This is a genomic window from Marinicella pacifica, assembly GCF_014636635.1.
In the GTDB taxonomy this organism is placed as follows: Bacteria; Pseudomonadota; Gammaproteobacteria; order Xanthomonadales; family Marinicellaceae; genus Marinicella; species Marinicella pacifica.
Genome location: NZ_BMEO01000006.1, coordinates 1 through 13793 on the forward strand (window position 1 = coordinate 1; position 13793 = coordinate 13793).

The following is a 13793-nucleotide window of genomic DNA, read 5'->3' on the forward strand; positions in this document are numbered from 1 at the left end:
AAAATCTGTAGTGATTATCGATTGGACTTGTAAGAAATTGTCGATTTTCATGCCTGTCCTCAATTATTCAATTATTTAAAGTGCATTTGCTGTGAGGCACAATAACCGTGGTTGGGAGATGTTTTGATATCTTCACTGCAAATAGTTGACCTGTTAGAGCGACTCATTTTACAAACCTCAAGGGGCATAGAATCAATGATATAGTGGGTTTCTCCCTGGGTCATTTGTTCTACCATTTGTTCTCTAAGTGATTCAATATAAAAGAATAACCGTTTCTTTCTACGATGATAGACTGACCGCTCAATACGGGTGCTTAATCGGTCAGGCAATCGTCGAAAAAGATCTCTTTCAGAGTCGATATTCAGATATTCTGCAGTCAGTATCAGTGCAATTACTTCAATATCAGATAGTTTTGGAATCCTTATTTGGTTAAGAAAATTAGATTCTGGATTTAGTTGCTGTAAAACAGATAGAATTTTGATATAACTGGATTCTAAGTTACTCATAGTATTGGTAATTTTCAAGTTTCGAGACTTATTAATATACCGCATTTTGCTATGAGTAACTTCTTGTTTTTTAACTATTTTCTAAATGCACCACGGGTTAAATCATATGATAAAACAACTCACAATTATGCTTTGTTTGTTGGTGTTTTTCGCCATTAATGCAAGCAGTTCAAACACTTTGCAACAAGTCCCGGGCACCGGTATTTTTATGCAAACACCACAAGGCTTTACTGCGTCGAAACGTTTTGCCGGTTTTGAGCAGGTGGACAGCATGTCCTCTTTGATGGTTATGCCGTTAAAGGATGTTTCATTGGATGAGATCGGTCAACAGATGTTTTCTAAAGAGCAATTAAAAAAACAAAAGATGACGATGCTGGGCCGTGAAGACCTGCTTTTTAATGGTCGAATGGTTGGTTTGGTTTTCTTACAACAGGAAACAGCTGCCGGCGTGGTGGAAAAAATCGTACGTTTAATCGAGGGTGACAATGAATTGGTGGTTTTAAACGGCATTTACTTACCGTCCAATAAAGATCAGGTTTATCAGCCATTACGGCATGCGATTCTCAGTGCTGAATGGCGTGATGTGCCGGCGCCCACCGGTTTTGAAATGGTGGACTTTACGTTTGATGTGGCGCCGGGTTGGGAAATTCGTGAACCCGGTCAATTAGGTCGGATGGTTATGTTATCTCCTGTTGATGCACCTAAGCACAGTACACCCATGGATTGGCCACTGGTGATTGTGGCACCTTCATTGGATGACCGAACCGTTCATAATCTGCGTGCGAGCAGTATTGAGATGTTAAACAATGTCAAAGGCTATGAATTTGATTCGATTCAATCGGAACAGTCGCGTGAAATCGATGGTTTAAAATCTTATTTTATTAAAAGCACCGGCACGGATATTGAAACCTCAGAACCTTTAGAATGTTGGCAGTTACTGTTACGCGGACAAAACAATAAAGGCTATTACAGAATTCTGGCCCTTGGCAGTGACTTAAATTCCGATGCCGGAGAACTCTTTGAAATATTAAAAAGTACCTTTACGTTAAAATAAAATTTCGCCGGTAAATCAGCCATAATTTTCTGCCAGTCTACTATATTATAATGAGTTAATTGTACAAGGTTTTATAATTATGCTTAGCTTATATGATTTCGATATATTCCATTTGTTAATTGCTGCACCGTTGGTTTATTTCGGCTTACGCTTTTTATGGTTTAGTGCGCTTGTCAGCAGTTCTCTCATTAAATATGCAAAAGAACATGAACTTCGGGGTGCCTGGAAAAATGGGGGTTATTTTGTTCTTTATATTGGTATATTAATATGTATTTATGCACCTGTTACAGCTCGGATACCTCATGAAACGACATCAAGAATAATAGGCGCTGTTCTCGTGTTTTCCGGAGTTATTGCTCTTTGGACTGCTCGCCGTAGCATGCTTAAAATGAAGGTTTCAGCAATAGGACTTTCAGGTAACGATTTGACCGGGTATTCGCAAGGACATAAATTGGAGGAGGTTGTTGATGAGACTTGTCAACGCTTTGAACCATTAAATGCTGAAGATAAGGTTTTGGTTAATCGCATTAAAAAACAAGCGCTTATTGATGAAAAATTAAGTGATTTTGATTGAAAAATATATGCGTCTGCTGTGCTGGGTGGAATTGTATTTATTTCAGGAATAATACTTTGGCAGATTGAAATAAGATCGGGCGTGTCTGATCCGCCTTCAATCAGAGAACACACTGCAGTGGCCATGTTTATTTTTGGGATTATACTTATGTTGCCTTTGCTTTTTTTGTCCCTTCGTTCTTTGATGTCTGTTAAAAGATCGACTAAATAACATATATTTAAAGCTAAGTCTTAAGGAAAAGTATCGACAATACCTGAATAGTGTTGCGGCTATGTTATGGGATAAGACTTAATCAATGGACTTTAGCGGTCAAACTGTCTGAGCATGTCGTAATCAATCAGGATTTCTTGTTCGTGAATGGCGAACTCGTCGCTTTGCATGTCTTTGACGTAGTGTTTGAGGGCAGTGATGTTTACCGGGAAGGCGAGGTTGTCCCAGGGGATGTCATCGGGTAGAAATAATTTTGATTCGGAGGTTTCGGCACCGGCGCCAAAGTCGGCTGAATCTAATTGAGCACGGTAATAAATATGCACCTGACTGCGTTGTACGATGCTATAAATGCCGAACAATTCAATATTTTTGATGTCAGCCAGCACTTCTTCTTTGACTTCCCGGATGGCGCCATCGAGGGTGGATTCACCAATTTCTAAAAAGCCGGCCGGGACATTCCAGCAGTTTTTACGGGGTTCTATGGTGCGTTTGCCGAGTAATATGCTGCCTTTATGTTCAATGATACAGCCGGTAACAATCAGCGGATTTTCATACTGGACATAGAAACAGCTTTGACAGACTGCCCGAAGCTTGTCATCGTTTTCTGGTTTTTGATATTCAACAGGGTGTCCGCATTGATTACAGTATTTTATGGTCATTATCAGTCTTCCCGTTAATAATTTGTTGGTTTTAAATGGTCCATGGATTCGCAGATACGAATAAACGACTGGTAGCGTTTTTCTGATATTCTACCATCGGCCACCGCCTGAATAACAGCACAATCCGGTTCGTGACTGTGACTGCAGTTACTGAATTTACAAGCACCGAGATAATTTTGAAACTCACGAAAGCCGTGGGCAATTTCAATTGGTGACAAATGCCACAGTCCGTATTCCCAGACACCCGGTGAATCAATCAGAAAAGCATTTTGTGAGGTGTCATAATAAAGTTGGGTGACACTGGTGGTGTGCGCGCCCTTGCCGGTTTTTTTCGCCAGTTTACCGGTTTTTAAATCCAACGCCGGAAATAATAAGTTGCTCAAGCTGGATTTACCCACACCGGATTGACCGGCGAGTAAGGAGGTTTTATCTTTCAGGCATTGTTGTAATGCTTTGATGCTGTCGATTTGTCGGATGCTGGTCAGAAAAACCTCATAACCCAACTGTCTGTAGCTGTTGGCGGTGGCAATAAAATATTCTGATTGTAGGTCAATTTTATTGAACACCAACAGGGGCTTGATGTGATTGAGTTCAGCGGCCACCAGATAGCGGTTGATAATATCCCGGGTGGGTTCAGGTGAGACGGCCATAATAATGAGAACCTGATCAACATTGACGGCCAGGTGTTGCTTACGACCATGTTTGTCGGCACGGCTAAAGACATTATCTCGAGGCAAAATGCTTTCAATACGGTAATCGTTCTGCTCTTTGGTTAAAGCCACATAATCGCCGCATATCGGTTTGATTTTGCGATTAAAAAAAACCTGATGTTCAGAAAAATCTGACAGGTCAATGGCTGTGGCGGATTGTTTTAATGTGGCGCTGATTCGGTGGCGTTTTTCCATGAATAATGAGTTGATAGGCTAACAATCCATTATACAACAGGTATAATGCTTTTTTTATTGAGGAAATGCATGTGCGTTCAGAACATCATTTAATTTGGATTGACCTGGAAATGACCGGTCTAAATCCAATGAAGGATCATATTATTGAAATTGCCACCATTGTCACCGATACTGATTTAGAAATCGTTGCCCAGGGACCTGATGTTGCCATTCATCAACCACACAAAATACTGGAAGCCATGGATGACTGGAACACCGAGCACCATACTCAATCAGGTTTATGGCAAAGGGTATTGGATTCGGATGTCTCTGTGCGTGAGGCGGAGCGAATTACCCTTGAATTTTTAAAGGAGCATGTGCCCAAACATGCCTCACCCATGTGCGGTAACAGTATCTGTCAGGACCGACGCTTTCTGGCACGCTGGATGCCGGAATTAGAAAACTATTTTCATTACAGACAAATTGATGTGAGCTCAATCAAAGAGGTTATTCGTCGTTGGAACCCGCAATTATTAGACGGCTTCAGTAAAACAGGACAGCATCTGGCATTAGCGGATACGGAAGAATCGATTAAGGAGTTGCGTTATTACCGACAATTTATGGGAGAAGCTGGCGGCCACAAAAAAACCACTGATTAAAGATCAGTGGTTTTTAAAATAGGTGTCTCAATCTTTAACCGGGTAAATGATTTTCCAAAACCTCTTTTAAGGCCTTTTCTGTCACCGGTTTAACTAAATATTCTTTGGCGCCCTGACGCAGCCCCCAAACCCGATCAGTCTCCAGTTTTTTAGTGGTGACAATAATCACCGGAATATGGGCGGTACGTTCATCTTTACTGATTTTACGGGTGGCCTGAAAACCATTCAGATCCGGCATCACCACATCCATTAATATCAAATCAGGCAGCTGTTCACGCGCAATTTGAATCCCTTCCTTACCATCTTCTGTCAAAATAGTTTCATGACCCAGCTTTTCAACAATTTTTTGCATGCCGTAAAGCTGAGAAGGGGAGTCGTCAATAATTAGTATTCTTGCCATGTTGTTATTCTGTTTAAACCCAACATTATCTTAATGAAAACAGGGATTAATTGCAAAACATAGTTGCTTAACCCGGTTAAAAGGGTGATTTTAAATGACCAACGGAAGCCGGATTGTAAAAAGGGTCAAATATTGTCACAAATGAGTCCTTTAACGGTCTGTTTTATTGTTCGTTAAGTTTTAAATTTGCACGATTATTATCGGCAGTTAAGAGGACCTCTTCGCTGCGGTAATTACTGACGCCGGCATCTCCGCTGACACTCAACCGGGCTGAAAAAATCAGTTGTTCAAAGTCGCTGAGTTGACGTTGCGGGGTTAAGTTATGTTGATTGGATAATTCAACATTTAGAGGCCAGGTAAAGGGCGGTGCCAGGTCAATGGCTGCAACCGGCATGGCCGGGCCGGTCGGTGATTTGGCGGACACAAACACCCGCGTGGTGGCAGGGAATTGTTGGTTTTTAATCATTGCATCGGCGTCAATAACGATGTGGTAAATTGGTGTCTCTGAATCAGACTGAGTGGAACCTTTGCCGGGAATTAAATCCGTTGTGTTTAACGGGCTTTTATTTTGCTGACTGCGGGCCTGATTGATTTGTTTGATGATGGTGGCTTTGACTTGGTCGTCACTGATTTTTTGTATCAAGACAGTCCATACATTTTCGGCCTGGATGTAGTCTTGTTGCTCATAAGCAATTATGCCTTGTAACCACAAGGCTTTTTGGTGATTGGGATCAGCTGCTAAAGCCTGGTTGATGTATTTTTGTGGTTCGCCTAAAAAACTGCCGGTGTTGTTTTTAAAAGCCACCGCTTCCGCCAGTTCAGTGAGGATATTGGCATTGTTCGGTGCCAATGTATTGGCTTTTTTAAAGGCGTTGACCGCCGCCTCAAAATTTTGCATGCGCATCATGGCGCTGCCGTACAGCATTTGACCTTCTATATCATTGGGATTTTTTTGCAGTGATTGTTCTAACTGTGTCAGTGCCTCTTCAAGACTGGGTGGCTGTTGTGATTGTTGAGTTTGTTTAGGAAACAGGTAGGTGTTAAGCAGTAAAGTGGCCGGAATAAGTGCTAACAGCAGCCATACCGTTGTTTTAGAGCTGTGTGTTTGCTGTTGGTCTAATTTATTTAGAGCATTGATATAATCATCTTTGCGTACGGGATCGGTTTTAATTTTATTGAAAAGCCATTTTTTTTGAGAGGCTTTATTTTGGCGCCACAGCAACCAACCGAACAACAGGCCGATGAATAAAGTGATCGAAGCGTAAATCAACCAAGGGGTCATTTTTGTTTTTTCCTGATGTTATAAATAAGGATAACGGCACCCAGTAGTAATACCATAAATGGTGAAAACCACAGAAAAAATGTACTCGGGTTTAAGGGTGGGTTGTACGTGACAAAATCACCGTAGCGTTGCACCATATAAGCCAAAATGGTGTCTTTGTCCTGACCGTTGATAACAAACTCAGCCACCTGGTCCTTCAGGTCTTTGGCCAGATCAGCATCAGAATCGGCTAAGTTCTGATTTTGGCAGACCAAGCAACGCAGTTCCTCGGTGAGTTCCTGATACAATTCTCGTTGTTGCTCGTTTTTAAAATCATAGACCTCAATGGCATTCACATGGCCAGAGGTAATCAGAGATATAATAATGAAGAATAATCGCATGGTTATTTTAACTGAGCTAATTTGGGCAAAATTTCATTCTGTACATTGTCGGGGGTTAATTCGCCGACAATTTTATGGACGATAATACCGTTGGCATCAATCAAAAAGCTTTCAGGGGCACCGTAGACGCCAAAATCTATGGCCACATTACCTTTGTAATCGACCAAAATGGTGTCATAGGGATTACCCAGCCGTTTTAACCAGGCATCGGCATTTTCAAATTCATCTTTCCAGTTTAAACCCACCACCTTTAACTGGCCGGATTGGGCTAAATCCGTGACCACCGGATGTTCATACAAACAATTGGGACACCAGCTGCCCCAAACATTCAGTAACCAGGGTTCACCGAGAAAATCTTGCTCAGTGAGGGTGCCTTTTTCATAAAGCTGAGGCAGCTCGAAAGCCGGCACCGGCTTGCCGATTAAAGGCGAGGGCACTGTTTCGTTGTGATAACCCATGTTTAAAAACAACAGGGTCAATAGGCCGACAAAAATGGCTAAGGGGATGAGGGTAATTACAATTTTTTTCATGATAACTTTAACTGTTGTGCCATCACATGATCGCGTTGTTTGTCTTCCTGGCGTTTAATGCGGGCACTGAATAAACCGATAATGGCACCGGTGAGCATTAAAATACCGCCAAACCACATCCAGCGAATCATCGGTTTGATGTAAATACGTACTGCCCAGGCACCTTCCTGGTTGACCGCCTCACCCAGAGACACATAAATGTCTTTGCTCCAACCCACATAAATGGCGGCCTCGGTCATCGGCATTTGTTGTTTGGGATAGAAGCGTTTTTGCGGATTCAACGTGGTGATTAACCGACCGTCCCGGCGCACTTCCACATGGCCTTGCTGGGCCTGATAATTTTCTTGTTTAACGCGGTCCACACCGGTAAAAGTAAAGTCGTAACCACCGACCTGTTTGGTAATGCCCGGTGACATCAGGATATCTTGTTCAATGTCTTTATGTTCTGTCATCGACATCGCAATTAAAAAAACCGCCACACCCACATGGGCCACACTCATGCCGATAAATCCGGCAGTGGCACGTCCAGGCCGTTTAAACCACTGACCCAGAGTGGCAGTCAACACCCAAAAACCACCGTAAATTCCCGCAATGGCCCGTATATTCAACGGTTTAAAGATAAGCCAAACAACAACAGTCAACAGGGTTGAAGCGATAAAATAGGGTAACAGTTGCTTCACCGCAGCCAGCATGTCATCACGATGCCATCTCAGCTGACTGCCCAAAGGCAATATTACCGCCATCGGTATCATCAGCACAAAAAACATCAAACCGAAATAGGGTGCGCCCACCGAAATTTTCTTACCCACCGCTTCAAAAATCATGGGGAATAAAGTGCCCAGTAAAACCGTAAAAGTGGCGGTAATAAAAATCAGGGAATTGGCCAATAGCAGGGTTTCTCGGGAATTGAGATTAATGGTGTCACGGGATCTAAGCTGATTGGCACGGAAGGCGTAGAGGGTAAGCGCACCGCCAGAATATATCGCCAGCAACACCAGAATAAAAATGCCGCGGAAAGGATCGGCGGCAAAGGAATGCACCGAGGTGATACTGCCTGAGCGAACCAGAAATGTGCCTAAAATACATAAACTAAAAGCAATAATCGCCAGTAGTACGGTCCAGCCTCTGAACGCATTTTTGCGTTCACTGACCGCCTGAACATGAATTAATGCGGTACCGGCCAGCCAGGGCAGGAATGAGGCATTTTCTACCGGATCCCAGAACCACCAGCCGCCCCAACCGAGTTCATAATAAGCCCACCAGGAACCTAAAATGATACCCATGGTGAGAAAAGCCCAGGCAATATTGGTCCAGCGTCGTGACCAGCGAATCCACTGTTCGTTAATCTCACCGCCAATCAAGGCTGCCACGGATAAAGCAAAAGCGACGGATAAGCCCACATAGCCAAAATACAGTAATGGCGGGTGCATAATCATGCCGAAATCCTGTAGCAAGGGGTTCAAATCACGACCATCAGCGGGTACCGGAAAAATCGTTTCAAAAGGGTTGGACGCGAACAGCACAAAGGCCACAAAACCCAGGGCAATCAAACCCAAAACAGACAGTACCCGTGAAATCTGACTCAACGACAATGATTGGCTGAATTTGGCCACCGCAGAAATCCACAAAGCTTGTACCGTCACCCACATTAAAATAGAACCTTCATGGGCACCCCAGGCAGCGGTGATGCGGTAGCGTAAAGGCAGCTCTAAAGATGAATTTTCTGCCACATAAAGAACCGAAAAATCCTGCTGTACAAACAACACCACCAAAACCACAAAAGATGCCATAACCGTGATAAACAGTACATGCGCCAAAGGTCGGGCAGTTTGCATTAAGGTTTGACTGTTTCTGGCATAACCCAGCATCGGCAAAACCGTTAAGGCGGCAGCCAACAGTAAGGATAATACCAATAAAAATTGTCCAATTCCGGGTAACATATTAAGGTTGTTCCTGCGTTTGTAAAACATCGGCCACTTCAGGCGGCATATAGTTTTCATCGTGCTTGGCCAGCACTTCTTCTGCGACAAACAATTGGTCGCTTGCCATGTAACCTATGGCCACAACACCCTGACCCTCACGGAATAGATCCGGTAAAATACCTTCGTATTCAACGGCCACATCGGCACCATAATCGGTCACGTCAAATTGCACTTTTAAACTATTCTCAATGCGCTTTAAACTGCCTTCTTTTACCATACCACCCAGACGAAAACTGCGGTTTTGCGGATAGTCCTGAGCACTCACTTCGGTGGGACTTTTAAAAAACATCATATTGTCTTTGAAAGCAGTGAGGAAGATGGCGGTGGCCACGGCCACGCCAAAAATCACCAGCGAAATTAAAATCAAACGGCGTTTACGGGTCGGCGTCATGACTGTTGTCTCCGTTGTCGTGATTTAATTTGTCGGCTCAATTGTTTGCGTTGCCGGTGTATGCTGATAAAGTCAACGGCCAGCATGACACCAAACAGTGCCATAGAACCCCACACAAAAAAGTTATACTTGCCCATATCCAGTAGTGTCATCATGTTATTGCTCAGTCAATTGTCTCATTACCCATGATTTATTTTGCTCAGTGCGCAATAAATAATTACGCGCCCGATGTAACATGGAATAAAGATAGTAAAATTTAGTGGCCAGGGCCATGACCAGTAAAGGTCTTAACATAGACCAGTCTTTAATACCGCTGTTCCCGCCCATTAATGAAATACTGGCTCCCTGATGGATACTGGTCCACCATTCCACAGAGTAACGGATAATGGGTAAATTAATCAGGCCGATAATGGCGACCAAAGCGGCCAATCGGGCGGCTTTTCGCGGATCATCATCATAAGCGCTGTAAATGCCCATCACACCAATATATAAAAACAGCAGAATCAATTCGGAGGTCATGCGGGCGTCCCAGTCCCAGTAGGTGCCCCACATGGGTTTACCCCACAGCATGCCGGTGAGCAGCGTGAGGGCGGTAAACAGTGCGCCTATCGGGGCACTGGCCATCATCACCGCTTCGGCCACTTTCATGCGCCAGACGAAGGCAATAAGACCGCAGACACCGATAATGGCATAGATAAATAAACTCATCCAGGCCGCTGGAACATGCACAAACATAATGCGGTAGGAATCGCCCTGTTGATAATCAGGTGGTGCAAAAAACAAGCCGTCAATCAAACCATATACGGTTAATGCCAGGGCCAGAACAAAAAAAGGTTTTAGCCAATAGCCTGTGATGCGATAAAAGCTCGGGGGTGAGCCCATTTCATGATAAAACTTGACGATTTTGTTCATGTTTATTTCATTACTCCAAATTAACCTTGATGGCGGCTGCAGCCGCTAAAGGGGCCAGGGTCAGGGCGAGTACAAAACAACCGGCCAATAAAGCCAGATGACCATTCGGGTTGTTGCCTAAAGTGGTTTCAAGAACCGCACCCGCACCAAATATCAACACCGGCGCCAACAGCGGCATAATCAGAACACTGAGCAACATCCCGCCATTTTTAAGGTTCATTATAAGGGCTGAACCGACGGTACCCAATAAACTGAATATGGGGGTGGCCATCAGCAAAGACAACATCAAAACCCCGTAAGCATAGCCCGGTAAGTGTAACAACACGGCAATCACCGGTGCAAATAAAATAACCGGTAAACCGGTGGTTAGCCAGTGGGCACCGGCCTTGGCTAAAACAGCCACCGGCAAGGGTAATCCCGACAGCACATATAACCCCAAACTGCCATCCTCATAATCATCCTTAAAAATATTTTCTAAAGTAATCAGGGTGCTGATTAAAGCCAGAATCCAAACCACCGCCGGGGCAATTTTCTGCAAGGTTTGGGCACCGGCACCCAGGCCCAAAGGAAACATGGTAACAATTAAGAGTTGAAACACCAGCGGTTGATAAATATTGGATTTTTTTCGCCAGGCCACCAGTACATCGCGCTGTAGCAATACCCAAAACTTCATACCCATAGGCTTATGGCCGCTCCAGATGAATGAGGTGGTCGGCTTTTTCATGGATACGTTTGTTGTCATGAGCCGTGAGTAAAGCCGCGCCACCGTTATTAATGTGATGGCTGATACATTCAAACAACCAGTCGCACCCGGCCACATCCAGGTTCACAAAAGGCTCATCCAGCAACCAGTAGGTCTTGTTCAATATAAGCAAACGACTCAGTGCCAGACGTTTTTTCTGTCCGGCTGATAAATCACCGGCATGGTGGTATTCATATCCGCCCAAACCCACCTGATCCAGAGCAGCGGATAATTGGTTTTCATGGCTTGAAGAACCATTCATGGTGGCCGCAAAATTTAAGTTCTCAAGGCAGGTTAAACTGGCTTTGTTACCGAGAAAGTGCCCCACATAATGGCTGTGTTGTAACCAGGAATCCGGGCTGTCCGGGTGATCAAATTCCATGCCACCTTCACAAAAGCTGCCTAATCCGGCAACCGCTTCTAACAGGGTGGTTTTACCAGAACCATTGCGACCTGAAATAACGGCCATTTCACCACGTTCTAAACGTAAATTGATTGGTGCAAACAGCGGTTCACCGCCTTTTTGACACTGGGCATGTGAAATATGTAGAATGGTCGATTGCAAAGAAGTGTGTGGGTTTAAATTATTGAGGGACATTTTAGTTTTAAGTGCCCTGAAAGTAAAGAAATGGCGCTATTATACCGTCCTTTAAAAGTCTTGTCTTTGATATGAATCAATACCAAAAAATTGTTGTTTTAACCGGTGCCGGCATATCTGCAGACAGTGGCTTAGCCACCTTTAGAGATAATGATGGCTTATGGGAAAATCACCGGATTGAAGAAGTCGCCACCCCCGAAGCATTCGATCGATATCCGTCGCGGGTTCATCGTTTTTACAATGCCCGGCGTGCAGCCGCTGCTCAAGCTGAACCCAATGCTGCCCACCGTTGTCTGGCCAGGGTGGAGCAACAAATAGATGAATTTGTATTGATTAGTCAGAATGTGGATGATTTGCATCGGCGGGCCGGTAGTCAGCGGTTATTGTCGATGCATGGTCAACTCAACCGTTTTCGTTGTGTTCAATGCCATCAGGTGGGGTCAGTTAACCACGATCTGGCTGTTCATGATGCCTGTCCTCAATGCAAGAAGACAGGGTGTTTACGGCCTCATATAGTCTGGTTTGGTGAAATGCCTTTGTTTATGGATGACATTATGACGTATCTGATGGCCTGTGATTTATTTGTCGCCATCGGTACTTCGGGTACGGTTTACCCGGCCGCAGGATTTGTAGAAATCGCTAAAAGACATCAGGCACATACGGTGATGCTGAATTTGGATGGCACGGACAACCTGTTGTTTGATAAAGTGATAACCGGACAGGCTTCTGAAGTGGTACCGGCGTATTTTTACGAACAATTGGGTTTTAATCGTTAGTGACTTGTTATATTTATTTATCATTATCTTTTTTATTAACCACAGAGTTCACTCAGGTTTTCACAAAGGACACTAAGTTTAACTTTTAATTTTTTTGACTTTGTGAGCTTTGCGTGTATTTCGAGTTCTTTGTGGTTAAACCGTAGTTCGAACATGCTTAAAGACGCTGGTTAGCGGCCAGCGCCGGTATGGCGGTGTGATGCTTTGTATCAGCGCGACCCGCCGAGCCGGTTAGGCTAGGTAAATGAAGTCATGCGGTTTCGCCGCAGGCGAAGAAGCGTGACGGAATGTCCGTTAAGGCCGTGAGCGAGCGGCCGCTTCCGCTCCAAGCTCACGCGACAGACCTCCATCCATGGAGGCCAATCAGAGGCGAAGAGCGCGAAGTTATATGAAGTGTTCGCCGCGGCCGCTTTCACTTTTGTTGGGAACAAAAGTGAATGAAGTCCCAAGAGCACACCTTTTATAATTCTTCCAGTTCAATCATCTCTTTTAATAAGGCCACATCATGAAGTCGGATGGTTTGTTCCTGAATGCTGATTAGCCCTTTGTTTTGTAGCGATTTAAGGGCGCGGGAAAAGGTTTCGGGTTTAATGGAAAGCCGTGAAGCGATGTCTCTTTTGGGCACTGCGAGCTTAAATTCACACTCGTTACCGTCCTGATGCCTGACTTGACCGAGAAAATAATCCACCATTCTAAATGAGGCATTGTGCAGGGTTTGCTTGTCCAGTTCTTTCACCATCCAGTGTAAGCGTACCGATAAATGGCTGAGCATTTTAAGACACAGTTCTGTGGAGTTTTTCAAAAGATTAAGCAGTTTATTGCCATCAATAGAAACCAGCACACTGTCTTTGAGCGCGGTGGCGGTGACCGGATATTTGGGTGCACCGGCAAATAAAACGCCTTCAGCAAAGGTACGACCGGGCAACAGCACTTCGATAATTTTCTCTTCCCCTTTGAAACTGCCACGGCCGAGCTTAACCGCGCCATCGTAAACGAAATAAATGTGGGTCAGTTCTTGACCCTGTTGGAAGATGATTTGTTCCTGAGCGGCTTTGGTTAGACGAGAAAAGCTGAGCACCTGATCAAAGGTGTCGGTGTCAAACCCGGAAAACATCACCGATTGTTTTAAAGCCATGACCACATGGTGGTTCAGTGTTTTGTCTAACATGGATTCAATTTATTAAAAACACGCCATCTTACCATATTCGGGACTTAATACTTGAGGCAAAAAAAAGCGGCCTCTGAATGAGGCCG

At 44.3% G+C, this 13793-nt stretch carries 17 protein-coding genes and 1 pseudogene; 4 read left to right on the forward strand and 14 right to left on the reverse strand.

Translation table 11 applies throughout. The annotated features are described in order from the left end of the window. Positions 1 to 77: 77 nt before the first annotated feature. A pseudogene (locus IEV16_RS08155) lies at positions 78 to 506 on the reverse strand (transposase family protein); the annotation flags it as partial. A gap of 106 nt (positions 507 to 612) precedes the next feature. Between IEV16_RS08155 and IEV16_RS08160 the strand changes: the two are divergent. Both IEV16_RS08160 and IEV16_RS08165 read left to right on the forward strand, forming a co-directional pair. Beyond that, a complete protein-coding gene (locus IEV16_RS08160; RefSeq protein ID WP_188365206.1) occupies positions 613 to 1560 on the forward strand; it encodes a hypothetical protein in 948 nt (315 codons plus the stop codon). A 79-nt stretch (positions 1561 to 1639) separates the two neighbouring features. Continuing rightward, on the forward strand, positions 1640 to 2134 hold the full coding sequence (locus IEV16_RS08165; RefSeq protein WP_188365207.1) for a hypothetical protein: 495 nt from the start codon (positions 1640 to 1642) through the stop codon (positions 2132 to 2134). A gap of 302 nt (positions 2135 to 2436) precedes the next feature. Here the strand turns inward: IEV16_RS08165 and IEV16_RS08170 are convergent, their stop codons facing one another. Next, on the reverse strand, positions 2437 to 3003 hold the full coding sequence (locus IEV16_RS08170) for an NUDIX hydrolase (protein ID WP_188365360.1): 567 nt from the start codon (positions 3001 to 3003) through the stop codon (positions 2437 to 2439). A gap of 14 nt (positions 3004 to 3017) precedes the next feature. Next, positions 3018 to 3908: a ribosome small subunit-dependent GTPase A gene (rsgA, locus tag IEV16_RS08175; RefSeq protein ID WP_188365208.1), complete on the reverse strand. Its 891-nt coding sequence runs from the start codon at positions 3906 to 3908 to the stop codon at positions 3018 to 3020. A 65-nt stretch (positions 3909 to 3973) separates the two neighbouring features. On the opposite strand from rsgA, the gene orn reads away from it, so the two are divergent. Beyond that, positions 3974 to 4546: an oligoribonuclease gene (gene orn / locus IEV16_RS08180; protein ID WP_188365209.1), complete on the forward strand. Its 573-nt coding sequence runs from the start codon at positions 3974 to 3976 to the stop codon at positions 4544 to 4546. A gap of 34 nt (positions 4547 to 4580) precedes the next feature. Here orn and IEV16_RS08185 read toward each other — a convergent pair whose 3' ends face one another. The 10 genes from IEV16_RS08185 to ccmA form a co-directional block, all read right to left on the reverse strand. Beyond that, positions 4581 to 4946, reverse strand: coding sequence for a response regulator (locus IEV16_RS08185; protein ID WP_188365210.1), 366 nt, complete (start codon positions 4944 to 4946; stop codon positions 4581 to 4583). Between the two features lie 163 nt (positions 4947 to 5109). After that, positions 5110 to 6228 (reverse strand): TPR domain-containing protein, encoded by a 1119-nt coding sequence (locus IEV16_RS08190; protein WP_188365211.1) that lies wholly within the window; start codon positions 6226 to 6228, stop codon positions 5110 to 5112. Further along, a complete protein-coding gene (locus IEV16_RS08195; protein ID WP_188365212.1) occupies positions 6225 to 6608 on the reverse strand; it encodes a cytochrome c-type biogenesis protein in 384 nt (127 codons plus the stop codon). Before IEV16_RS08195 ends, IEV16_RS08190 begins: the two co-directional genes overlap by 4 nt. Positions 6609 to 6610: 2 nt before the next feature. Next, the gene (locus IEV16_RS08200; protein ID WP_188365213.1) at positions 6611 to 7138 is read right to left on the reverse strand and encodes a DsbE family thiol:disulfide interchange protein; all 528 of its coding nucleotides are present in this window, start codon (positions 7136 to 7138) and stop codon (positions 6611 to 6613) included. Next, positions 7135 to 9078, reverse strand: a complete 1944-nt coding sequence (locus IEV16_RS08205) for a heme lyase CcmF/NrfE family subunit (RefSeq protein ID WP_188365214.1) — start codon at positions 9076 to 9078, stop codon at positions 7135 to 7137. The genes IEV16_RS08200 and IEV16_RS08205 overlap by 4 nt, the downstream gene beginning before the upstream one ends. A 1-nt stretch (position 9079) precedes the next feature. Continuing rightward, on the reverse strand, positions 9080 to 9511 hold the full coding sequence (gene ccmE / locus IEV16_RS08210) for a cytochrome c maturation protein CcmE (protein WP_188365215.1): 432 nt from the start codon (positions 9509 to 9511) through the stop codon (positions 9080 to 9082). Continuing rightward, on the reverse strand, positions 9508 to 9666 hold the full coding sequence (gene ccmD / locus IEV16_RS08215) for a heme exporter protein CcmD (RefSeq protein WP_188365216.1): 159 nt from the start codon (positions 9664 to 9666) through the stop codon (positions 9508 to 9510). The genes ccmE and ccmD overlap by 4 nt, the downstream gene beginning before the upstream one ends. A gap of 1 nt (position 9667) precedes the next feature. After that, positions 9668 to 10423: a heme ABC transporter permease gene (locus IEV16_RS08220; protein WP_188365217.1), complete on the reverse strand. Its 756-nt coding sequence runs from the start codon at positions 10421 to 10423 to the stop codon at positions 9668 to 9670. 10 nt (positions 10424 to 10433) lie between these two features. Continuing rightward, complete coding sequence (ccmB, locus tag IEV16_RS08225; RefSeq protein WP_188365218.1) at positions 10434 to 11147, reverse strand: heme exporter protein CcmB; 714 nt, start codon at positions 11145 to 11147, stop codon at positions 10434 to 10436. After that, positions 11107 to 11763, reverse strand: a complete 657-nt coding sequence (gene ccmA / locus IEV16_RS08230; RefSeq protein WP_188365219.1) for a heme ABC exporter ATP-binding protein CcmA — start codon at positions 11761 to 11763, stop codon at positions 11107 to 11109. The genes ccmB and ccmA overlap by 41 nt, the downstream gene beginning before the upstream one ends. Before the next feature lie 71 nt (positions 11764 to 11834). On the opposite strand from ccmA, the gene IEV16_RS08235 reads away from it, so the two are divergent. After that, positions 11835 to 12539: an NAD-dependent deacylase gene (locus tag IEV16_RS08235; RefSeq protein ID WP_188365220.1), complete on the forward strand. Its 705-nt coding sequence runs from the start codon at positions 11835 to 11837 to the stop codon at positions 12537 to 12539. Between the two features lie 460 nt (positions 12540 to 12999). Here IEV16_RS08235 and IEV16_RS08240 read toward each other — a convergent pair whose 3' ends face one another. Further along, positions 13000 to 13707 (reverse strand): Crp/Fnr family transcriptional regulator, encoded by a 708-nt coding sequence (locus IEV16_RS08240; RefSeq protein WP_188365221.1) that lies wholly within the window; start codon positions 13705 to 13707, stop codon positions 13000 to 13002. Positions 13708 to 13793 lie beyond the last annotated feature (86 nt).